This is a genomic window from Parabacteroides caeci (genome assembly GCF_023656795.1).
Lineage (GTDB): Bacteria > Bacteroidota > Bacteroidia > Bacteroidales > Tannerellaceae > Parabacteroides > Parabacteroides segnis.
In genome coordinates this window covers 43018-66426 of sequence record NZ_JAMOKT010000018.1, presented here as the reverse complement: position 1 = coordinate 66426, position 23409 = coordinate 43018, and the positions used below count along the sequence as shown (strand labels likewise).

The following is a 23409-nucleotide window of genomic DNA, read 5'->3' as shown; positions in this document are numbered from 1 at the left end:
GGATGCGAGTAGTGTTATTGTTGCAATTTCAATTCAGACACGTTTCAATCCACGCACTTATTATAATCAACTCAATCTGTAACACCTATCACACCAACAGCAACTCCTCCACCCAAGCGCCATCCAAAACCAACCCGGCACGTTCATCATAACACCTTCCATCCTCCAATATAAATATCCCAGCATACTCTCCCGCAGTGCCCTGTTTACGAAACTGTTCGAAATCCCATTTTCTGACGGATACGCTATACTGTTGCAGCTTACGTAATAACCAGAATTCCGGACCAATCCGCTTCAGTTCTTCCAGTAAGGTTGCGCCATCGCCATAGCCGACTAAGATGGATACCGAGTCTTTATCGTCTATTAACCGGAATTGATCGGCTGCCGTAGCAAAAAGGAAATTCATTTCTCCGGCACCTTTATATAAAGAGTCTTTGATCTCTGCCTTATCAAAGGTGTTACAATTGCTATAGAATAACCGGAAATATTGAGCCATACAATCCGGGGAAAACAAGTCACTCCCATCGGAAATAGACAACATCTCCCGCAAAGCAGCCGCCCCCTTACCCATCAAACCACGTAAAATACTATTCTCTGGTTTGAAGACAAAGACCTGCCCCAACTTACCCTTCTTGTTCAACTTGCCTTCCCGGTTACATCTTCCTGCCGCCTGTATGATTGAATCCAGACCGGCAAATGCACGGTATACCACAGGGAAGTCAATATCTACCCCGGCTTCAACCAACTGCGTGCTTATCACACGGACAGGTTCATTGTCCTTCAATTTCTGCTTGATCAATTTTATCACTTCCATGATATGTGCGGAACACATCATACGTGACAAGTGCAAAGTACCTTCAGGCATGCGCTGATAAAGCTCCCGTGCCTCCTTACGGGTATTTACAATACATAGTACACAATCATATCCGGACAGTTCGTCGGCAAGGTCATCGAAAGTCGTGGTCGATTCCGGCCAATGCAATTCTACCCGTTTAAAAGCCTCAAACAAATGATCATGCACGGAAGTAATTTCTGTCACGGGACTCTTCAATCCATTAAAAGCCTTCTGCCCCGTTCCGATATGACCGGCAAACACTGGTAATGTCGCTGTGGTAAACAAAATACTGGTTTTAAAAGACGATTGCAGGCTCTGCAAGATATCCAATATCGGCTGCAAAAATTCAACCGGCAACATTTGCGCCTCATCCAGAATAACAACCGAATTACAGATATTATGTAACTTCCGGCACCGCGAAGTCCGGCAAGCATACAGCGACTCGAAGAACTGTACATTCGTCGTTACAATAATCGGAGCATCCCAGTTTTCCGTTGCCAGCTGGGAAGGAGACCGTTCATCATTACTATCCAGCTGCAAATTACTATGATGCTCCACCACATTCTCCGCACCGAAAATATCCCGGAGCACGGCAGCTGTCTGTACAATAATACTCGTATAAGGAATGACAATGATAATCCTATCTTTTTTATAACGAACAGCATGGATGAGTGCCCAGGCCATCGAAGCCAATGTCTTTCCCCCACCCGTCGGCACTGTCAGACTGAAAAAGCCGGGAAGCTTTTCCGCCATCTCACGGCAACGGGACAAGATAGCAGCACGCTTCTCATTGATGAAAGAAGCAGGAGCACCTGCCGTAAGCGATTCCATATGTGTATCAAACCGCTCTTTCAACGTTTCCATAGCATCATATTGTCCGCGACAAACAGCCTGTTCCGGCTGCATAAACCGCTCCGTATCCAGATAGTCGGCATCTACCAGACATGAAAACAACATGCGAATCCATTGGTGCATTTCTTTCTGAAAATCACTAATCATAGGTGCATTCAGCGAAACGACCGCTTCCTGCATCTCTTCCGGCGCATCTTTCAACATTTCCTGGTAACAATCTGTTTTAGACAGACGTTTATTCAAATTGGCCTCCCCCGAAGAAGTCCAGTCCAGCAATCCCGAATGATGTCCTGCTATACAATAAGCCAATGGCTGATAATAACCCGGTAATTTCTCTTTTGCCAGCATAGCTCCGGCTGAGGAATGATCGGGTTTATTCACCGCTTTCTGTTCCACTGTCATACCGGATGCACTACGGATATAAGGTTGAAAACTGTCCTTCGTATATTTCCCCATATCATGCCACCAACCATTCTGCTTTCCCCAGACCGCAGCCCCGAAAACAGCAGCAAACGATTCGCTTAAACCGGCTGTACCGACAGCATGTTCCTTAACCGTCTGTATCTGAAAAGCGCCATCTTCCACCCTGACATGCGCTATAAAATCCTGCTCCTTTTTCATCTTACATAAATGTTTTCACTAATTTATTTGCCATTTGCAATATTACAACATAAACACATACACAACAAATAATTACAGCATTGCAAACACTGTTTTCATTTGCAATTCCGTTTGCCATTTGCCATACATCATTTATTCCTGACAACCAAATAACACGTACCTCTCATCGTACGGCGCGACGGGATCTTATTCTTTTGAAGCAAGCGTCCGAAGTATGTCAACCGTTTAGTTCCCAACTTTATACCACTTTTATCTTGCAGGTATTGAAGTATTTCGAGAGCAAAAAGTTCCTCGTATTCCTCTCCCGGCAATGGTGCACGGAAGTTTTGCAGGAACAATTGTTCCTCTATCGGTATCTGCTGGAACACATCATTGTTACGAGTGGTAGAAGATTCTTCTTCGGACGTAAACCAATAGCGTTCGCCTACCTTTAAAGCCGATACAGCCTGCGCATAAAGCTGTTCATAATTAACCGATACAGAATTATCTGCTGTCCCGGTTATCCCAATACAAATAAAACGGCGGCTACCGGTCGGATCGGTCAGCAAGTCATAATTATTACAAGTGGCAATGAAAGAAGCATACCGGTGCAACGCCTGAATGCTCCGTTTATAAGGTTGGCGGGCATTAACCACCGGCTTTTGAAGAACATTCTTCAAAAAACTCTGATACGCGGCACTTACCGAATCGAACTCATCGATATTGATCAACGCAAAACAGGTAAGCAGCAATTCTGCATCCCGCTTATTGCTGAAATCGATGCTATCGGTATAATACATACGAAGCGAAGGGGGTAACAGGTTCCGGCACCAGGTCGATTTGCCGCATCCCTGAGGGCCGACCAGCAAAGGCAACGAACTATTGGCATGCAAATGATCCCGCCGGTACCAATGAGCGACCATGCTCAGGAACCAGATATAAAACAAATCGCGCCAGGCAGTATTATCCGTCGGCAACGTATCGGCCAACGTACGGATATGGTCTTCCCCGTCCCATGCCGGCAAATGTTCCAGATAATCTTCCAACGGATAGAAAACCGGTACCCTGTCGGAATACACATACCGCTTCACATCACGATCCCAAAGTGCCAATCCTTCAGCCTGTGCATTCAGTCCGATACTGTTTAGAACCGTCTCCGTCACAGGAGCAAAACGGATATAATATGAACCTCTTGCCCGAAACTCCACTTCACCGGCCAGCATATTCCGCCTGAACTCATAACGCCGTTTCATAAACTCATCCGTCTTTACAGACAATAATTGCTCGGGAGGCATCACCGGTTTCTTTCCAAAATTCTTCGAAAGCTGGTACACCGTATGAATGGTCTCCCGGATCTCCTCTTCAAACAGTTCCAGACGCTGGTATACCCTTGTCCAGCGAACCGCATCCTCCTCCGGTATCCCGGACTGGAAACAATTTTCGGCCAGCTTTGTCAGGAAAGGCCTGACCTCTTTTCCGTCATCCAAACCTCCCGTTTTCTCCAATGCATCCAGCATACAGGCATTATAAAAACGGGAAATGATACGGCTGCGGTCGAATCCGGGCATCATACGTAAAAGCGGATCTTCTTCTTTCGATACGATTTCCCGGTATGTCGGTTCGTCCGGCAACTGTGTCGGTTGCTCCTGAACCAACGCAACAGCCGAAAAATTATAATATAAATCAGGATCGAAGGAATAGCGGCATCCCCGCTCTAAAGAGGGAGCCTTTATCTCTATATCGCATTGCAGCTGAGCCTGATAATAGGCAACGGCGCGCCGATAGGCTACCGCATGAAACAATTCCGCCTGCTCCCTGTCCCGTGGCAATGTTCTGTCAGGCAAAACAAACGGTACCAATATTTTTACACTCTTTCCGCTGGAACCGGTAAAAGCTGCCAGTGTCTGAGGGGCTTGTGAAGCCAACTCTCTTACTCTCGCCACCTCTTCCTTATTCGCCAGATTTCCGACCTCCACCAGAACCAGTCCGTTATACGACCGGAACTCGACCTTTTTATCTCTTTTCCCGAATAATGCGGAAAAACACAACGCCGGAAGATCTGTTGCATGTATGCTTTTATCACCAGGCATCGAACAAGCCAGGAGCTCCCTGTATTCATTCACTACCTTACGGTAATCGCCGTTGCGCATGCCGCACAAAACGACGCTCAACGCCATATTTTTAAAGGTTTTACCCCCATTCTTTGTTTGTGTAATGTACATAGTATATTTTATTTTCACCCCTCTTATGATATGACAAATGGCAAACGCCATTGCAAATAAAAAAGGCATTTGCAATGGTTTAAATTTCTATTATACAATATATTGCAGGACAATATTGCAAATGGCAAATATTGTCCTGAAACTTTATGTACAACCTTATTTCAGTCTCGTAAACTCAATATCGCTCAACCGATCTTTCAGCTTCGGACTGGGTTTGAAGCCTATCCCTTTCAGTTTGATGGATTCAGCGCGGATTTTAGACGGTTCTTCCACATCGCGGTTCGGCTGAGCGGTCACCGAGAAGGTGCCCAGACCGTCGATCGTCACCGTATTACCTTCTTTCAAGGCTTCCGATATCAATAAAGTCAGATTTTCGATCATCCCTTTAACATCCCCATACGTGAAGGTGCTGGCATCGGCCATTTGTTCTGCCAGCATATCGAGGTTTACATTACCATAACTTACGGTGGTAACCGAATACTTTACCTGCTCTTTGCTGGTAATATTATCATTGATTTTTGTGAGTTTGTACCTTACTGCCATACGGTTCCCTTTCTGTTAGATTTAATATTACTACTAGTTATTTCAAAGGTTACTACCTTTTATATCATTGATTACTAGTTAGTAAAACCAGGCTGTACAGGATAATCGAATAAGGTGTACAGGCTGGCCGACCAGGGTGTACAGGATAATCAGCCAGGGTGTACAGGATGATATTACTAAGTCAGGACTAAAGGTATAAAATATAAGGAGATATACAATAGTTTATCCTATATTTTTATCTTCTATTGCCGTTCATGTTAATAACAACACTTCGATTTTTCAAACTAAGACACAATAAACGTCACCTGGAAACCGGGCACAGGCCGTTCAGCCAAACAAAGGTCCCGGCCTTGCCGAACCATCATCTGCCGGGAAAGTGACAAGCCGATACCCGAACCATTCTTTTTGGTTGTAAAGAACGGAACAAAAATCTCCCGTTCGACATCTGCCGGAATAGGTGCACCGTTGTTACTGATCCACAACTCCTTATTCCAACGCACATCCATAGCCGTCGCCCCGGCTTCGCAGGCATTCTTAACCAGATTGATCAACACTTGGCGCAACATATTCTCATCCGTAAACATCGTGGCAGACAAAGGGATGGAAATATGCCACTCCAAATCCGGATAAAGCGTCCGAATTCTTTCCACGAAAGCGGCCAATGGGATCTCCACAAGAACCGGCTCCTGCAACTCTGCCAGTTTCCGGTAACTGTCCACAAACAGGGCAAGCCCCCGGCTGGTGTCATGAATGGCACGGACTCCCTCCTCGTAAACCGTCCCCGCAATCGCCGGGTTATCCAAATAGGCCTGGCTGATGCTGGCTATCGGTGTCGTGGCATTCATGATTTCATGGGTGAGCACACGAGTCAGACGTTGCCACGATTCCACTTCGTTGCGGGCAAGCAGCACGCCTATATCCTTACCTGTTTCGTTAAGGGCTTCCTGCAACGCCCGCTCTCCGAAGAACAGACCTTTCACAGGAAGACGGAACGTGAACTCTTCGTTGCGAATCGCCTCACGCATCAGATGCGCCCGGTCTCTCAGCAACACCTGATGACGATAGAACCATCCGAAGAAGACAACAACGACCACTAAAAAAGAGAGTATCAGAATCATAGTTTTTTCATTTTAGCATACAATGTCTGCCGGGTAATCCCCAACAGTTCGGCAGCCCGGCTGATGTTGCCGTGGCAACGCTCCACGACCTTATGCACATGTTCCGCCTCGACTTGTTCCAACGAAACCACTTTCCGGCCGGCATCAATCGCATCTTTCAAGACACGGATCAACTCCTGGTTGTCCCAAGGCTTGGTAACAAAGTCTGCCGCTCCCATCTTCAACCCGCGCACCGCCAATTTGATATCAGCGTATGCCGTCACCAGCACCACCGGAATGGCCGGATGTTTCTTATGGATTGCCCGAAGCCAAAGCAAGCCGTCTTGTCCGGAGTTTCCCCCTTGCGTGAAGTTCATGTCGAGCAAAATCACATCCACCTCCTCTTGTGCCAATACCGTAAGAAGCGTGTCGGGAGAAACAAGCGTCAATACTTTATCAAACTCACCGGCCAAACAGATCCTGACTGCCGTAAGAATCGCCGGATTATCATCCACCACCAATATCGTCCTGTAATTTGCCATATCCGATTCGTTTAGATTACCTTCATTTATCGGGGATAAAGGTACGGAAAAAGGCTGTATGAATATCATACAAACAGGTGTATGATTTTCATACAAACTGCTCTAACCGCGCTTTCCATCCATTGCCGAATGCCGGCAACCTTATACATTTGCAACAAACAAAACAATGAACAAAGATGAAATCGTACTTCACTTTTCTCAGCCGCAACAAGCTCTACACGGCTATCCAGTTCTTCGGATTGGCCATCGCATTGGGAGTCGTCCTCCTTTTAACACTATATGCTAAAACCGAATTCAATATCGGTAACAAACAGCCATACTCCCAGCAATTGTATGCCATCGGCTACGGCAATGACATCGGTATGACAGTCGGTACCGCCCCGGAATTATTCCCTTCCATTCCGGAAATAAAAGAATGGACACGCTTCATCAACAGCGAGTTGACGGACTTGACCATAGACAACAACTACTACCAGGCAAACAGCCTTGCCGTCGATTCCAACTTCTTCCGGATGCTGGGCTATTCGCTCATCGGATGCAACCGCGACAAGGCGCTAAGCGGAACAGACGAGGCCGTCATCTCCGAACCATTCGCCCGTAAAGTATTCGGTAATGAAAATCCTATCGGACGCACAATCATGTACCTGAACCAAACACCGCTACGGGTCATCGGGATTCTCCCGGCCTTCGATCCGACAGAACTGTTGAAACCGGTCGACCTCCTGGTCTCTATCAAACTGGAGGAAAAGACTTATGCCTGGATGGATAACTTCGGTCAGACCCAAACGTTCGTCACGTTAGCGGAAGGGGCAACACCCGCCAACGTCACCCGAAAACTGCTCGACAGTTATAAAAGTTATTGGGATTATTGGAAAGAAGACAACAGCACGAACTCCTTTGCGTGGGGTTCATCACTCACACGCATGGACGAAATATACTTTTCCCCCATGAACCATAACACTCCTTTCCGCAACGGGACACGGAAACAGGTTCAAATCTTATTGGCCATCGCGATAATCTTGCTCCTTTCGGCCGTCTTCAACTACATCAACCTGACCGTGTCGCAAACCGGCAAGCGGGCACATGAGATGGCGACTCGACGATTGATGGGCGATTCTGCCGGGCAAATCGTGTTGCGCTATCTCGCCGAGTCGGCAATCTTCACAACCGGGTGCTTCATCGGCGGATGCCTCATTGCCGTCATTGCCAAACCCTATTTCGAATACTTGCTCTCTACCCAAATCGCCATATCGCTTTCTCCCGCAACGGTCGCCTACGCCCTGTTGTTGTTGGCCGGAATCACCGGCATATCAGGATTACTACCGGCTCTCATCATCCGTAAATACAGCCCGATAGATATTGTAAAGGGGAACTTCCGCTTGCAGAACAAGCAACTATTCAGCCGCCTGTTCATCATCGTGCAGAACGTGATCAGCACGTTCCTCATTGCGTTGGGGCTGACAATGGCCGTCCAAATACACTACCTTGCTACCCTGCCGACCGGTTATAATACCGATCTGGTCTTTGTACGGGCCTGGGATTTAGGAGCGACCTACGACAAACAAGCCATCCTCCAGAAACGTTTGCAGGCATTGCCCCAGGTGGCAGAAGTGGCGTTGGCACGGAAACTGCCTTTCGTCAGCGGCCACGATGGCGTACGCCAGCCGGACGAAGAGGGAATGTCATGGCTCCACCTATCGGATGTGGACAGCACAGCATTCCGGATGTTGGGCTTCGAAGTAGCAGAACGCTGGTCAGACCCGCTACCCGGTATGGTTTGGGTAACGGAAGAGACCTGCCGCCGTTATAACCTTTCGGCCGACACCCCCCATTTCGGGAAGAACGGCGACGAGAGCGGCTACCGGTATAACGTCTGTGGAGTTATCCGTGATTACCGTTCACTCATGGCGTTAAGCACTCCGACACCCGATTCGCACGGAGCGGTCAGGGTGATGGACCCGCAAGGCTACGTGATCAACCAGGTAATCCGGACCCGAGGTGACCGGTCGGAAGCCCTGGCCGCCATCCGCCATACCTGTCGGGAAGTGTCCAAAGAGGTGATCGGGATGCCGAAAGACCTGGAAGCCGATTATATCGATGATTATCTGAACAAAGATTTAACACACGAGAAGAACGTCGTGATGCTCGTCCTATGCTTCATGGCCATCTCCATCCTCATCTCTGCCATGGGACTGTTTGCCATGTCGATAAGCTACACCGAACAGCAAAGCAAGCGGATTGCCTTGTGCAAAGTGATGGGAGCCGAAACAAGCGGTGCGGTATGGGAACTTTCCAAACGGTTCATGACGCTCTCGTTGCTTGCCGCCTGCTTCGCCCTGCCCATCAGTTTGAAAGCGGTTCAAATCAGTTTGGAGTCATTCTATAACCGCATCGCCTTCCCGTGGCACCTCATAGCCGCGGCTGTTTTGGCAACCATAATTATCGCTTTCGTGTCAATCATTAGTCAAACTTTGAAAGTCGCCCGCCGCAACCCTATAAAAAGCATCCGGACGGAATAAATACAACAGTATATAACAGGTAACATCATTACAAAAAAAACGAAACAAGTCATGATTAAAATAAAGAATCTCAGCAAAAGCTTCCGAACGGAAGAAATAGAAACCATCGCACTCAACGGCGTAAGCATGGAAGTGAAAAAGGGCGAGTTCGTCGCCATCATGGGTCCAAGCGGATGCGGCAAATCGACCTTGCTGCATATTCTCGGCCTGCTGGACAACCCGGACGAAGGCAGCTACCTGTTGGATGGGGAAGAAATGGGACACTTGAAAGAGAAAGACCGAACCCGTTACCGCAAAGGACGTATCGGGTTCGTATTCCAGAGTTTTAACCTCATCGACGAGCTGACGGTGGAAGAAAACATAGACCTCCAACTGAAATACCTTGGCGTACCCAAAGCCGAACGCAAGCAGCAGGTACTAGACATCCTGCGCAAAGTGCGCCTCAGCCAACGCGCCAAACATTACCCGCAACAACTATCCGGAGGCCAACAGCAACGAGTAGCCATCGCCCGCGCCGTGGTAGGCAAACCTAAATTGATTTTGGCCGACGAGCCGACCGGCAACCTCGACTCCAAGAACAGCCTCGAAATAATGAAACTGCTCAGTCAGTTGAATGCCGAAGGAACGACTATCGTCATGGTGACACACTCGCAGCACGATGCCACATACGCCGACTATATCATCAATCTTTTCGACGGACAAATTGTCAATGAGTTGGATGGAATACTTTGAATCAGGATTGGACTTGCTTGTGCCGGGGGAGTCAAAAACGAAGGCTGCGGGATTCATATCCGACAGCCTTCCACATTAGCCCTTAACTTTAATCAACTGGATTACCAGGAAATTCGTTCCGGTAGTTTCAACATAATGATACGTTAGTAACCGGAATTCTGTTTCAGGTTCGGATTCTTATCCATGCTATCCTGCGGGATCGGCAGATAACGGTTCTTGGCTGCAAACTCACGGTTTTCAATCAGGTCCTTGCCTGTTACGACGGCACGTTTATAAGGATCTGTCTCGTTGTAATCGATAGTACCGACGATACGGTACAACGGACCGTTCAATAATGTTTCGGCCAACATCTTTCCTGCGGCATCTTTCCACCGCAGAATATCTGCACGACGCAGACCTTCACCCGCCAATTCAATGCAGCGCTCACGACGAATCAACTCACGCAATGTTTCTCTCGTGCTGTATCTGGCTCTGTCCACAACAGGCATGCCGGCACGGGTACGGATCTGATCCAGATAATCATATACCTGGGCGGAAGGACCGTTCAATTCATTCTCCGCTTCGGCATACGACAACAAAACTTCGGCATACCGGAACACGATCACACAAGTTCCGGTACTCCACATATTGGGATACTGGTCGATGGGGTCCAGATATTTCGCCCAGGTCAGACTGGATTTCGAAGCATTATCGGTGTAGGTAGGATAGTTCTTATTATCCGATTTATCCGCCAGCGTTTTATCCAGCGTGTTCAGCACCGAACCTCTCCAGTCCTGTCCCGGATAAAGAATACTCATCGCCATACGGGGATCGCGGTTGGCAAACGGATGAGCCGCATCATACAAGGCTGACTCTTCCTTCGTTTTACCGTCTGTCATTTCATACATATCCACCAGGTTCTGGGTGGGGACGATAGAGGACCAACCGCCATCTACATTATTATACATCTGGCCGATCACTCCCAAACCGAATGTATTAGGGATACGCTGGTCGGCAATGATCACCTCTTTCGAATCTGTGCCAGTGAGCTTGAACAAATTGGAATAATCGGGTTCCAGTTCATATTGCTTCAGGTCGATGATGGCCTGGGCAGCCTCTTTAGCCTTCTGCCATTCTCCATAATACAATGCCTCACGCATTTTTATTGCCAGTACACCACCTTTGCCGATGCGTCCGCGGGCAGCCGGTGTCGTATTAATACCCGTCAAAGCATCTTCCAGGTCTTTGGCTATCTGCTGACGAACTTCTTCTTCGGTATTACGGGGTACCTGGGCTTCTTCGGCTGACTGATAAGAGCCGATGATAGGCACACCGCCATACCACCAGTTCATCTGGAAGTATTTATAAGCACGAATCGCTTTCGCCTGTGCTATCAGGTCATTCTTCGTTGCTTCCGACTTGAATGTTACATTGTCGATATTATCCAGCACGGTATTGCAACGGCGGATAGTCGTGAAGCTATAAAATGAACTGCCGGGGTTGGAGCTTGACAAAGAACCGTCACCCCAGGGGCGCCAACCTTCCCACGGGAAGTTATTGTAAGCAATATCTGAACCACAATCGAGATAGAGAATGGCGGTCGGATCCCACAGACCGTTATAACATCCCACCACGAAACTTTCAGCATCCGTTTCGGTCTTCCAGGTGGTGGAAGGAGACAATGCATCATGTGGAGCCGTATCCAGAAAGTCCGAGCAGGATGTAGATAAAAACGCTGCTCCGGCCATTAAATATATTGATAATCGTTTCATAAAATTCAACTTATATTAGATAGTCATTAATAGTTTAGAACGTAACATTTACTCCGAATGAATGGGTAGTAGACAAAGGATAGCTTGACAAACGGGTGCTGACTGTCTCCGGGTCTACATTCAACGGCATAGAATCGAATGTCAGCAGGTTCTCTGCCGAATAATAAATCCTCAGGCTTTGAATACCGGCTTTTTCTATCAGGCTTTTCGGGAAGGTGTAGCCTAACTGTGCAGTCTTCAGACGCAGATAACTCGTATTCATGATCCAGAAGTCAGACATGACAAAGGATGCTTCACTCGGTGACTTACGGGCTTCTGCCACACGGGGCATACTTGCTCCTTTATTTTCGGGTATCCATGAGTCCAGCCAGGCTGTTGAAGGGTGGCCGGCACTGCCGGAAAATTCACCGAAGGCTTCTTTGGTATAAGCGAAACCGACGTTTGCCGCACCGGTAAAGTTAAGCGTCAGGTCGAAGTTCTTATAAGCACCGTTCAGGTTCAGGCCGAATGTCATCACCGGATCTTTTGTCTTATAGAGTTCACGGTCTTCGGCAGTGATCTTACCGTCATTGTTGATATCGACATACTTCAGGTCGCCCCCTTTAAATTTCAGGCCGAACGGATATCCGTCCTGACCGGCATATTTATCCATCCAGGCTTGTGCCTCTTCGTCCGACTGAAAGAAACCGTCTGTTCTGTACACGAACCAGGAATTAATAGGAGAACCGACCTGACGCATGAAGTCGCCGTCAGACATACGGTTAACACCTCCCAGGTTTTCTATCTTATTCTTGTTATAGGCAAAGTTGCCGACTACGCCGAACTTCCAGTCACCCCATTGGTTACTGTAGCCCAACTGCATTTCGACACCGCGGTTACGCATGGCACCTACATTATCTTTATAAGCACCCAGCGCAAATTCCGTCGGCACCGGAACTTCCATGATGATATCGGTTGTCTTGCGATCGTAGTAATCGAAAGTAAAGCTGATCTTATTATTGATCATTGCATCTATCCCGATACCCCATGTGGTTGACTTTTCCCACGAAAGGTCTGCTATTTTATAATTACTCTGATAATAACCGGTCGTCAACGCACTTCCGAAAGGATAGTTGGCACCCAGGTTATACGTATTCAACCAGGGATAAAAGTCACCGCCTGTCGGTGTCCCGTCGCTCAAAGCATCCTGGTTACCCAACATACCCCATGATCCGCGAAGTTTCAGGCTATTCAACCAGCCTCTTGTATTTTCCATGAAGCTCTCTTCGCTGATACGCCATGCTGCGGAGAAGGAAGGGAAATATCCCCAACGGTGTCCGGGGGCGAAACGGGAAGAAGCATCCGAACGGAAATTTGCTTCCAGCAGGTATTTGCCGGCATAGTCGTAGTTTACACGGCCGAAATAAGAAAGCATATTCAGTTTGCGGGTAAAACCTTCGTTGGTTTGGGTAGCCGTAGCACCGGCATTCATATCATCCAGTTCGTTATTCGGGAAGTTTTCGCGGTATTCCTTGTTGTAACGCACATCATATTTCTCGGCATGATATCCCAACATCACTTTCAAACCGTGATTACCGAATGTCTTGTCATAGTTCAGCAAAGCATCGAAATTGTAACGTGACCAGTTGGTGAAACGTTCTTCCAGGCTGTTCGGACGACTGGCCTGTGCCGGGTCGGTATCCAATTTCATAACAAATGCCTTGAAGTGCTGGTCGTCATTTACATACGAACCGGACACTGTAGCCTTCAGTCCGTCTATGATCTGGTAGTCGACTGCAAGAGAACCGGTAAAATTCTGGTTGTATTTGTCCACAGTCTGTCCGGAGTCCAGCCAGGCGATAGGGTTACCGTCATTTGTTGCACCATATGTTCCATCCTCATTATAAACAGGAATCATTGGGCTCAGAATATTCAGCTGGCGGATAATCTGGTCCGACCAACCGCCGCCATAATTGGAGTTGGGGTCTTTATAGTCGTTCTTTATATATGACATATTCAAGCGAACCGTCAGTTTCTTCGTGATATTCATATCCAGGTTCGTACGGCCGTTGAATTGTTTACGTTCCGAGTTAGGAAGAATACCGGTTTGTCCCAGATAACCGACAGAAGCCATATATTTCGTATTCTCGGTCCCTCCGCTGATATTTACATTGTGTTTATGCAATACACCGGTTTGGTAAGCGGCATCATTCCAGTCTGTGTTCGGATGTCCGTACGGGTCGGAGCCATCCTGAAACAGGCGGATGTCTTCATCACTGTAGCGGTGAGGCTGTCCGTTATCATCGTCGATCCGGTTATACAACATCGCATATTCGGCCGAACTGACGCGGTCTATTACAGCAGTCGGACTTGACACACCAATATATCCGTTGTAAGTAATACGCGGAGCACCGGTCTTACCGCGTTTGGTCGTTATCAGAATAACTCCGTTGGAGGCTTTCGAACCGTAGATGGCGGCAGAGGAGGCATCCTTCAGGACAGAGATACTTTCGATGTCGTTAGGGTCGATACTGTCCATCGAACCGCTCTCGATCCCGTCGATCAGGATATAAGGGGATGCATTATTCAACGTCCCGACACCACGGATACGGATATTACTTCCATCCTCACCGGGACGACCTTCACCGGCTGTGATCGTTACACCCGGCATCAATCCCTGCAAACCGGAGGATACATTCGAGATCGGTCGGCTTGTCAGTTCTTCGCTTGCCACAGAGGCTACGGCTCCGGACAGGTTGGCTTTCTGCTGGGTTCCGTATCCTACCACCACGACTTCGTCCAGCTTTTGCGTATCTTCAGCCAGAGTAACTTTAAGAGTCGATTGTCCTGTGTACTTGATTTCCTGTGTCAGATAGCCGATGAAAGAGATCTGGATCACATCCCCGGCTTTTACATCCAGTACGAAGTTACCATCCATGTCGGTAACAGTACCGTTCGTTGTTCCTTTTACGACAACAGAGGCACCGGCAACAGGGCCGAAATCGTCGTTAACTGTTCCTTTTAAACTCTTTTGTTGCTGAGAAATGTCAACTTTAGGTGTTGTCGTACTGTCGGAAGCATGTGCTGTCCCTCCGGAGCACAATGTGGCTGACAACAACAAAAGGCTGACTGGTCTTACGATTTTCAACATAACAATTGCTTTTTGTTTAATAATACTAGTAACTTTATTAATAAGATTTAAGGAGATTAACTCACTTTACTTATAGATTCACCTCATTCATGGTATTAACATTTACTCCTTCTGTAAAAATCTTATTTCTATGAAACCACAGTTCTTACAGAACTATGGCTTTTCTTATTTCACAAACAGCATGATTTCAACATATTAACTCTAAAGGGACGACCATCTATCTTTTTAATGGATTAACTTTAGTTTAAACGTTATTATTATTAAACGATCTCCAATGACTTAACTATTATTGAATAATCTATACAATTTAATGCTTTATTATAAAATTAATATTACATTTGCAGGGTCGGTATTAAATTAGTTCTGTAAGAACTTAATACAAAAACACCTTATATCTTATTTTTTAAAGTAAGGAATGAATCATCGACACAATCACCGCCATCAACCGCATTAATAATCTTTTATATAAATAATCAATTATAACAAATCCCACAACAAGCTCCATACACAGTAAATGCATCATAACAATATCTTTCACAAAGACGGATAGAATATTCTGAAAACTTATCCGTAACTTTATCCCCGGATCTATGATGAAAACTCTATTAAGAAGGAGAAGTAACAATTTATTTCTATAACCTTAGATAACATGACGAATAAAATTCTATTGAGTTCCGTGGCTCTTGCCTCTATGGCACAGTTCGCGGCAGCCGGTAATGCCGGCGACCAAACGCATCCCAACATTATTCTGATCCTATGCGACGATATGGGATTTTCCGATTTGGGATGTTACGGAGGAGAAGTTCAGACTCCCAACATTGATTTTCTGGCAACTAACGGAGTACGTTTCAGCCAGTTCAAGAACACCGGACGCAGTTGTCCCAGCCGTGCCGCCCTCATGACCGGGCGTTACCAGCATGAAGCGGGAATGGGATGGATGACGGCTGTCGACGAACACCGACCCGGATACCGGGGACAGATATCCGCCGATTTCCCAACTATTGCCGAAATATTAAAGGCCAACGGATATGCAACTTATATGAGTGGCAAATGGCATCTGACAGTGGAAGGCGCCTTCGAAAAACCAAACGGCAGTTATCCTACCCAACGGGGGTTCGATAAATATTATGGTTGCCTGAGTGGAGGCGGAAGCTATTATACACCGACTCCTGTCTATTCGAACATGAAACGCATCACCCAATTCCCCGACGACTTTTATTACACAACGGCCATTACGGATTCAGCCGTCAGTTTTATCCGCAGCCATCCGGCCGATCTCCCAATGTTCATGTACCTGGCGCATTATGCCCCGCACAGACCGTTGCAAGCCCCCAAAGAACGGGTGGAATCATGCCGGCAACGGTATAAAGTGGGATATGACATCTTGCGGCAACAACGTTTCGACCGCCAAAAAGAGATGGGATTGATAAATGCCGGAGATACGCTTCCCATCCATCAGAAAGAATTCGAAGGGAAGCGCCCGGCGTGGACCAGCCTCACTCCCGAACAACAGGAAGCATGGATAACCGATATGGCTACCTATGCCGCCATGATTGAAATAATGGACGACGGCATCGGGGAAGTTATTGCCGCTACCAAAGAAAAAGGAATCTACGATAATACTATTTTCCTGTTTATGAGCGATAACGGCGCCACCCGGGAAGGCGGATTTATAGCTCAGTTGCAGGCGGATTTGAGCAATACGCCTTACAGGGATTATAAAGCATTGTGTTTCCAGGGAGGAACAAGTGCTCCCTTCATCGTTACCTATGGCGATCCGCAAAAGAATGTTCTCAAAGGCAAATTCAGCCGGGAGTTCAGCCATATTATTGATGTTATGCCTACTTGCCTGGAAATGGCTTCAGTCAAATATCCCAAACAATTCAACAACAAAAAGTTACACGCCACTGAAGGGGAAAGCCTGTTGCCCGCCATCCAAAATAGAAAGCTGGCTTCACGGGATTTATTTTTCGAACACAACACTTCCTGTGCCATCATTTCAGACGGCTGGAAACTGGTACGTGATAATGCCAAACATCCCTGGGAGTTGATTGACCTGACGACTGATCCGTTTGAAGAAAACGACCAGGCAGCCTTGTTCCCGGAGAAAGTAAAAGCTTTAGAAAATAAATGGAACCGATGGGCCGAAGAAAAGCATGTCTTTCCATTTGAATACCGTCCCTGGGGAGAACGCGTCAAGTATTATAAATCGCTCTATCCGGATCAAAGCGGGAAAGAGTAAACGTTACAAAAGTCTCACTATGGCACACTGAAAATCTGTGCTCATCTGTCCGATCTGCGTCATCTGTGTGCTATAGTGAGACTTTTTACTATTTATCAAATCCCTTCTTCAATTCTTTTATGGCTGGCAAAGCAAACGAGATCACACCGATCACTCCCACCAGTCCCCCACCGATTATAAATGTATTCCCAATACCGATCGTATCCGCCAGAAATCCAGTACTCAATAATCCGATCATCGAAGGCAACAGACTAACACTCATATAAAACGAGAACACACGCCCCATCACCACCGGATTAATACGTGTCTGTACCACCGTCGTAAAGGAGGCCATATAAAGAGAACCGGATATACCGCCAACCGCCGTCAATACGACAAACAACGGGTAACCTGAAACCGGCAGGATACCGGACAGTCCGAACGTAACTCCCAACAGGATATACATCCAGTTTATCAATGAAATCTCATTCAGCTTAAACTTCTTCATCCCCAGAAAAGCACCGCCCAGCAAGGCTCCTATTCCCCAGGCTGCTTCAACCAGACTGATCTGAAAAGCATTCCCTGAATAATGATCCAACGTCATCAACGGAAACAAAACACTGACCGGCATAATAAAGAATGTAGCAATGATAGAAAGGATAAACAACCACGACAATCCGTTTTGTGCACGGACCTCTGTCAAGGCTTCCTTCGCTTCTTTCAAGAGATGTACTTTCTGCGTTTTTTCCGTATTATCCGGATCAGGAATTTTCACAAACAAGAGTGAAGTACATGCCAGAGCCGCACCAATCACATCCAGCAGCAGGATATTCGTCATCTTCATAAAAGAGATGAAAAGCGCAGCCAGTGCCGGCCCGGCAATATTACAGGCAGACTGGATAATCTGGTTGATGCCGGCAATACGAATCAGTTCTGACTTCGGAGCCAATAAAGGGACCGACGCCTGCATGGCCGGCATGTGAAAAGCCGAACCTACCGAACGCAAAGCCAATAAAATATAAATATGTTCGATCTTCGCTATATCCAGATAGAACAGGACAGCCAGGATCAATGTACAGAAAGCGATAAAGCTATCTGCCAGGATCATCACCCGCTTCCTTTTCCAACGGTCTACAAAGATACCGGTAAACAGTCCCAATACCGATTGCGGAAGCATGGCTGCTATGGCAGCAAAAGCCAGTACTTCTGCCGATTTCGTTTCAAAACTAAGCCATAGGATGATTGCAAAATTAACGATTGAACTGGTCAGGATAGAGAAGAACTGACCGGTCCATATAATGGCGAAAACTTTTTTCCAGTTATTCATAACTTCTTTTATAATATAACAATAATAGATACGGGATTCCCCACGGTTCCGGGAAATCGACAATATAAACTCAGAAGACAAAAAGGATCTTATCCGTTTATCACACCAAATAAATGATGCCTGATTTAGAAGTTATTGAACACATAAAGATTATTTTATTTTCTGCAAGTATACGAATAAAATATGAATTACCAAACGATGATTAATAACAATGCTGTTTTTTCGCTATACCTCCCAGCATTTCCACCAGCGGTTGGCGCAGATATATACAATATACTGGCGTACCTGATAATTAGGAAATTTCCGGCGGGTATCATCGGCATACGAAAGTTTTCGGTACAACAAAACGAAGGCTGCGGGATTCACATCCGACAGCCTTCTACACTAACCCTTAACTTTAACCAATGAAAAACAATAATCTACTTATTTAGTTTTTTAGCGAAGCGATTGCGGCTTCGTAATTCGGTTCGTTGGTAATTTCAGGAACCAGTTCCTCATATACCACCTTGCCTGCTTCGTCGACTACTATCACGCCACGGGCCAGTAACCCTTTCAGCGGACCGTCAACCATCAGCATCCCGTACTTATCTTCAAAGCACGAACAGCGGAATGCAGAAAGTGTAATCACTTTATCAATACCTTCCGTAGTACAGAAACGTCCGTGCGCAAAAGGCAAATCTTTCGATACTGCCAGCACCACAGTATTTGGCAAAGAAGCAGCTTCTTTGTTGAAACGTCTCACCGAAGCAGCACATACGGCTGTATCCAAACTCGGAAAAACATTGATTACAACGTTCTTTCCTTTCAGTTCTTTCAGTGATAATTCAGATAAGTCACTTTTTACTCCTTTGAAATCGGGAGCCTCTGCTCCGACTGCCGGTAATGTTCCGTTCGTATTTACTTCCAGATTACCTTTAAATGTTATCTTTGCCATCTTTGTAGTATTTTATGTTTTGTTACTAAAAAGCGACGTACAAATATAGGCCGCTTTGTATGACTAAAACAAACGTTAATGAAGAATGTTTTTCCTTTTAACTCTTTTTAATCACTTGCCCTAAGAACTGTTTTTCTATCTTTGCCGCAAAATAGAACGACATGAACTGGTTAATTATTTGCGGACTTCTTATTATCATTGTTTTACAAATCTTATTCCGCCCGAAAGAGGATAAATCCGATACACAAAACGAACTGAAACGCTTGCTCGATGAAATGCAACGTTCCTTCGAACGCATTGAAAAGAACTTCCGGGAAGACTTCCGGCTGAACCGCGAAGAGGGCCGTATCGTTGCCCGCGACAACCGGGAAGAACTGACCCGCTCCATGAACGAATTCAGGGAGGCTTTCGACCGGGGCATCGCTTCTTTCAACAACCTCCAACGGGAAAAGTTCGCCAACCTCGACGAACAGCAGCGCCTGCTGGTTGCCAACACCGAAAAGCGCCTGGATGAAATCCGCGTCACAGTAGACGAAAAATTACAGAAGACACTGAACGACCGCATCGGCCAGTCTTTCCGCCTCGTTACCGAACAACTGGAAAGCGTACAGAAAGGTTTAGGGGAAATGCAGACACTGGCGCAGGACGTTGGCGGCCTGAAACGGGTACTGAGCAATGTGAAGACACGAGGAAACATCGGAGAAATACAACTGAGCATGTTGCTGGAACAAATACTGGCACCGGAACAATATGAAGCGAACGTACACACCCGCAAAGGTTCGGACGCGGTCGTGGAATTTGCCGTCAAGCTCCCGGGGCGCGACGATATCCGCGAATACGTTTACCTCCCCATCGACGCCAAATTTCCCAAAGATATTTACGAACAATTGCTGGACGCTTACGACAATGCCGACCCGCAGGCTATCGAAACGGCAGGCAAGCTGCTCGAAACAACCATCAAAAAGATGGCTAAAGACATTTCCGACAAATACCTGGCTCCCCCCGCGACGACCGATTTCGGCATTATGTTCCTTCCCTTCGAAGGCATTTATGCAGAAGTAGTGCGCCGTTCCGCCCTGCTGGATGAATTGCAACGGACCTATAAGGTTGTCGTAACCGGACCTACCACCCTTGCCGCTATCCTGAACAGCCTGCAAATGGGTTTCCGCACACTGGCCATCCAGAAACATTCCGGCGAAGTATGGACCATACTCGGTGCGGTAAAGAAAGAGTTCGAAAAGGTAGGCGGTATGCTGGAAAAAGCGCAGAAAAACCTGCAAACGGCCAGCGGTCAGATCGAAGAGGTGCTCGGAACCCGTACCCGCGCCATCCAGCGCAAGCTGAAAGACGTAGACACCCTGAGCGGCCGCGAAGCCCGTGCAATCATACCGGAATTGGGACCATTGACGGAAGAAGAGGAAGAATCATAAAAAATACCTATCTTTGCCACCTCAACAGAATGGATATATGAAGAATGATGGCTTTACTTTCCGCAAGCGACTACGGAGTTTCCGGTATGCGTTCAACGGGATACGTTTGTTGATCACGAAAGAACATAATGCCTGGATACATTGTTTTGCAGCTGTATGCGTGGTGATTGCCGGTGTTCTTCTAGGGTTGTCGCGCATGGAATGGGTAGCTGTCGTAATCGTGATCGGCACCGTGCTGGCAGCCGAAGCTGTCAACTCAGCGCTGGAAGCTATTGCCGACTTTGTATCGCCCGAATATAGCGAAGCAATCAAACGGACCAAAGACCTGGCAGCCGGAGCCGTATTGTTAATGGCGATTGCCGCCGCAATAGTAGGCGGAATCATCTTTTTTCCCAAGCTGATTGCTTTATATTGAATCCGTACGTTTTAAACAAATCCGAACATTTTAAACAAAACAGAACAAACAACAGTTATTTCAAATATTCACTATTAATTTTAATTACACATAACAATGAAACTTCCCGAAGACCCGACGATGCTTTTCAGCGTAGTTAACATGAAACTGCGCGACAAATATGCATCCCTTGATGAATTATGCCGTAAAATGGACGTAGACAAAGACATGCTTGTCCATAAACTTGCCGTTGCCGGCTTTGAATACAGTGCTGAAAACAATAAGTTCTGGTAACTTCCGTTTCTACTTTGCATCAACAAAGAAAATATGAAACGAACAACCTATCTTTTTACCTTTCTTCTGGCATTCATGGTCTGTTTCAACAGTCATGCACAAGAAGCCAAACTAAGCGGTAGCCGTAATGCCGTCCGTAAATCGGGCGATGTGCTGGCCTGCCTTACTCCTGCGGCGAGCCTGGCAACCGTGCTGATCCTTCAGGACTGGCAGGGATTGAAACAGGGAGCACTGGCCGGGGTCAGTACGGTCGGCATGACCTATGCGCTGAAGTACCTGGTAAAGAAAGAACGTCCCGACGGCAGCGACAATCATTCGTTTCCTTCCATGCATACCTCCGTATCGTTTACGGGCGCTGCTTTTATCCAGCGCCGTTACGGTTGGAAATGGGGTATCCCGGCGTATGCCGTAGCGACCTATGTAGGATGGAGCCGTACGTATGCCAAGAAGCACGACTGGTGGGATGTGGCCGCCGGAGCCGCCATGGGTATCGGCAGTGCCTATATCTTCACCCGTCCGTTTGCCCAAAAGCACAACCTGACCCTCAGTCCGCTGGCCGGTGACAAACATTTCGGTATTTATGCTTCCATGACCTTCTAAGCATAACAGACATAACGGAAAAGAAAAAGCAGCCCAGACGTGTACTCGCTACAGATCCGGGCTTAATTACAAGTCTATATGTGACTAACTCAATATTCCATGAGGTTTAATCATTCGTAATGTAAAGCATCTGCCGGTTGCAGCTGTGCCGCCTCGTTCGCCGGATACCAAATACCGGCAATAATCATCCCTGCGACCAGCAGGAAAGTAACCAGCATCCCTCCCGTAAAACGCAGGAAGCTGTTATCCATCAGGTTCGAATCAATCAGATTGGCAAAAGCAATATTCAGACAGATGACAACGGCCGGAATAAACGCAAGCGTCAGCAACACAAGCCCCTCGCCCAACACCGTCATCCTCAACTGCCCCCGGGTAGCCCCTAATGCCATCCGAAGTCCCATTTCCCCCTGCCGCTGACGGGTACGGAACCAGAAAGTACCGACAATCCCCAAAAAGATATTCACCAGCAGGAAAAGCAGGATAGACAAACGCGTTTTCATCTCCCCTTTTCCATCCCGCAAGGCATCTTCCCTTATATTGGAAAGCGGGATAATATTCTGAAGGTAGAGGTTACCGATCTCTACCTGGTCACTCTTCTCCTGCATGAATACATCGGCAAAGTTCCTGTCAGCTTCCGGTTTAACCCGCACGGAGACTTCCATCCAGGGTAACATCTCTGCCGAGACGGTCTTTACCTCCGCCTCACTCTGATTAATATAGATTCTTGCTCCCACCTTGCTAAATTCCGACCGGCGGACCTCCTGGCTAATTCCGCCAATGGTCATCGTTCCTGAATTATTATTTGTATAAACAGTCTGTTTTACTGCGTCCTTTACACTTTTCTCCGGAAAAAGCCTCTCCGCCGCATCCCGGGTTATAATAACCTTCATACCGCCTATCCCATCTTTCAGTTCTTCAGGATTTCCGGAAATAGCGGAACCGATACGATACACATCAAAATACTCCGGAGTAACAAACTGGATACGGCAGGAAACAGCATCCGAAAGCGTATCCCGGCGAAGAGGCTGGTAATTATCCATGCTATTATAAGGAACGCCAAACCTGGATAAAGCCACTTCTTCAACGCCCGGCATCCTGCGTATGCGCTCCATCGCCTCCCACAAATCTTCACCGGCTTTGGCGGGATGTTCTCCAGGTGTCAGATACCCTTCGGCCCCCTCTTCCCGGGCGTTAAACTCAAACTTATAGGTATGATCGAGGTCGAAACCGACCGGCGCACTGAACGTACATAATACAACCAGCAAATAATCCACAATATACCACAGGCAAACCGTCACAAGCAACAATTCCCCTAACAACCAGCTATTACTTTTCCGCTGGTTCCATATTAATTTAATGATATGTTTGATCATCTTCGTACTATTT

Annotated in this window: 17 protein-coding genes; 7 read left to right on the top strand and 10 right to left on the bottom strand. The window is 47.0% G+C overall.

Features of this window, described 5'->3' with window-relative positions:
- Positions 1 to 88: 88 nt before the first annotated feature.
- The 5 genes from cas3 to NBH15_RS11210 form a co-directional block, all read right to left on the bottom strand.
- Positions 89 to 2308: a CRISPR-associated helicase Cas3' gene (gene cas3 / locus NBH15_RS11230; RefSeq protein ID WP_250822696.1), complete on the bottom strand. Its 2220-nt coding sequence runs from the start codon at positions 2306 to 2308 to the stop codon at positions 89 to 91.
- A gap of 128 nt (positions 2309 to 2436) precedes the next feature.
- Positions 2437 to 4509: a BT4734/BF3469 family protein gene (locus NBH15_RS11225; RefSeq protein WP_250822695.1), complete on the bottom strand. Its 2073-nt coding sequence runs from the start codon at positions 4507 to 4509 to the stop codon at positions 2437 to 2439.
- A 156-nt stretch (positions 4510 to 4665) separates the two neighbouring features.
- Positions 4666 to 5052, bottom strand: a complete 387-nt coding sequence (locus tag NBH15_RS11220) for an HU family DNA-binding protein (RefSeq protein ID WP_250822694.1) — start codon at positions 5050 to 5052, stop codon at positions 4666 to 4668.
- A 284-nt stretch (positions 5053 to 5336) separates the two neighbouring features.
- The gene (locus NBH15_RS11215; RefSeq protein WP_250822693.1) at positions 5337 to 6170 is read right to left on the bottom strand and encodes a sensor histidine kinase; all 834 of its coding nucleotides are present in this window, start codon (positions 6168 to 6170) and stop codon (positions 5337 to 5339) included.
- Complete coding sequence (locus NBH15_RS11210; RefSeq protein ID WP_007653607.1) at positions 6167 to 6691, bottom strand: response regulator; 525 nt, start codon at positions 6689 to 6691, stop codon at positions 6167 to 6169. Before NBH15_RS11210 ends, NBH15_RS11215 begins: the two co-directional genes overlap by 4 nt.
- Before the next feature lie 176 nt (positions 6692 to 6867).
- Between NBH15_RS11210 and NBH15_RS11205 the strand changes: the two genes are divergently transcribed.
- Together NBH15_RS11205 and NBH15_RS11200 are read left to right on the top strand one after the other, a co-directional pair.
- Positions 6868 to 9210, top strand: coding sequence for an FtsX-like permease family protein (locus NBH15_RS11205; RefSeq protein ID WP_250822692.1), 2343 nt, complete (start codon positions 6868 to 6870; stop codon positions 9208 to 9210).
- Positions 9211 to 9261: 51 nt separating this feature from the next.
- On the top strand, positions 9262 to 9942 hold the full coding sequence (locus NBH15_RS11200; protein ID WP_007653611.1) for an ABC transporter ATP-binding protein: 681 nt from the start codon (positions 9262 to 9264) through the stop codon (positions 9940 to 9942).
- Positions 9943 to 10085: 143 nt separating this feature from the next.
- Here the strand turns inward: NBH15_RS11200 and NBH15_RS11195 are convergent, their stop codons facing one another.
- Together NBH15_RS11195 and NBH15_RS11190 are read right to left on the bottom strand one after the other, a co-directional pair.
- On the bottom strand, positions 10086 to 11693 hold the full coding sequence (locus tag NBH15_RS11195) for a RagB/SusD family nutrient uptake outer membrane protein (RefSeq protein WP_250822691.1): 1608 nt from the start codon (positions 11691 to 11693) through the stop codon (positions 10086 to 10088).
- A gap of 34 nt (positions 11694 to 11727) precedes the next feature.
- Positions 11728 to 14823, bottom strand: coding sequence for a SusC/RagA family TonB-linked outer membrane protein (locus NBH15_RS11190; RefSeq protein ID WP_250822690.1), 3096 nt, complete (start codon positions 14821 to 14823; stop codon positions 11728 to 11730).
- Between the two features lie 649 nt (positions 14824 to 15472).
- On the opposite strand from NBH15_RS11190, the gene NBH15_RS11185 reads away from it, so the two are divergent.
- Complete coding sequence (locus NBH15_RS11185; protein ID WP_250822689.1) at positions 15473 to 17065, top strand: arylsulfatase; 1593 nt, start codon at positions 15473 to 15475, stop codon at positions 17063 to 17065.
- 88 nt (positions 17066 to 17153) lie between these two features.
- Here NBH15_RS11185 and NBH15_RS11180 read toward each other — a convergent pair whose 3' ends face one another.
- Positions 17154 to 18371 carry an MFS transporter gene (locus NBH15_RS11180; RefSeq protein WP_244050193.1) on the bottom strand — a complete coding sequence of 406 codons (1218 nt, stop codon included), beginning with the start codon at positions 18369 to 18371 and terminating at the stop codon, positions 17154 to 17156.
- Positions 18372 to 18798: 427 nt separating this feature from the next.
- Positions 18799 to 19305, bottom strand: a complete 507-nt coding sequence (gene tpx, locus NBH15_RS11175; protein WP_007653626.1) for a thiol peroxidase — start codon at positions 19303 to 19305, stop codon at positions 18799 to 18801.
- 161 nt (positions 19306 to 19466) lie between these two features.
- Between tpx and NBH15_RS11170 the strand changes: the two genes are divergently transcribed.
- The 4 genes from NBH15_RS11170 to NBH15_RS11155 all read left to right on the top strand — a co-directional run bounded on the left by NBH15_RS11170 (position 19467) and on the right by NBH15_RS11155 (position 22023).
- Entirely contained in the window at positions 19467 to 20735 is a 1269-nt protein-coding gene (locus NBH15_RS11170) for a DNA recombination protein RmuC (RefSeq protein ID WP_007653627.1), read from the top strand.
- Positions 20736 to 20772: 37 nt separating this feature from the next.
- A complete protein-coding gene (locus tag NBH15_RS11165; protein ID WP_250822688.1) occupies positions 20773 to 21150 on the top strand; it encodes a diacylglycerol kinase family protein in 378 nt (125 codons plus the stop codon).
- 96 nt (positions 21151 to 21246) lie between these two features.
- On the top strand, positions 21247 to 21423 hold the full coding sequence (locus tag NBH15_RS11160; RefSeq protein WP_010800257.1) for a DUF4250 domain-containing protein: 177 nt from the start codon (positions 21247 to 21249) through the stop codon (positions 21421 to 21423).
- A 75-nt stretch (positions 21424 to 21498) separates the two neighbouring features.
- Entirely contained in the window at positions 21499 to 22023 is a 525-nt protein-coding gene (locus tag NBH15_RS11155; RefSeq protein WP_443146939.1) for a phosphatase PAP2 family protein, read from the top strand.
- Positions 22024 to 22133: 110 nt separating this feature from the next.
- On the opposite strand, the gene NBH15_RS11150 is transcribed toward NBH15_RS11155, so the two are convergent.
- A complete protein-coding gene (locus NBH15_RS11150) occupies positions 22134 to 23396 on the bottom strand; it encodes an ABC transporter permease (RefSeq protein ID WP_250822686.1) in 1263 nt (420 codons plus the stop codon).
- Positions 23397 to 23409: the final 13 nt, after the last annotated feature.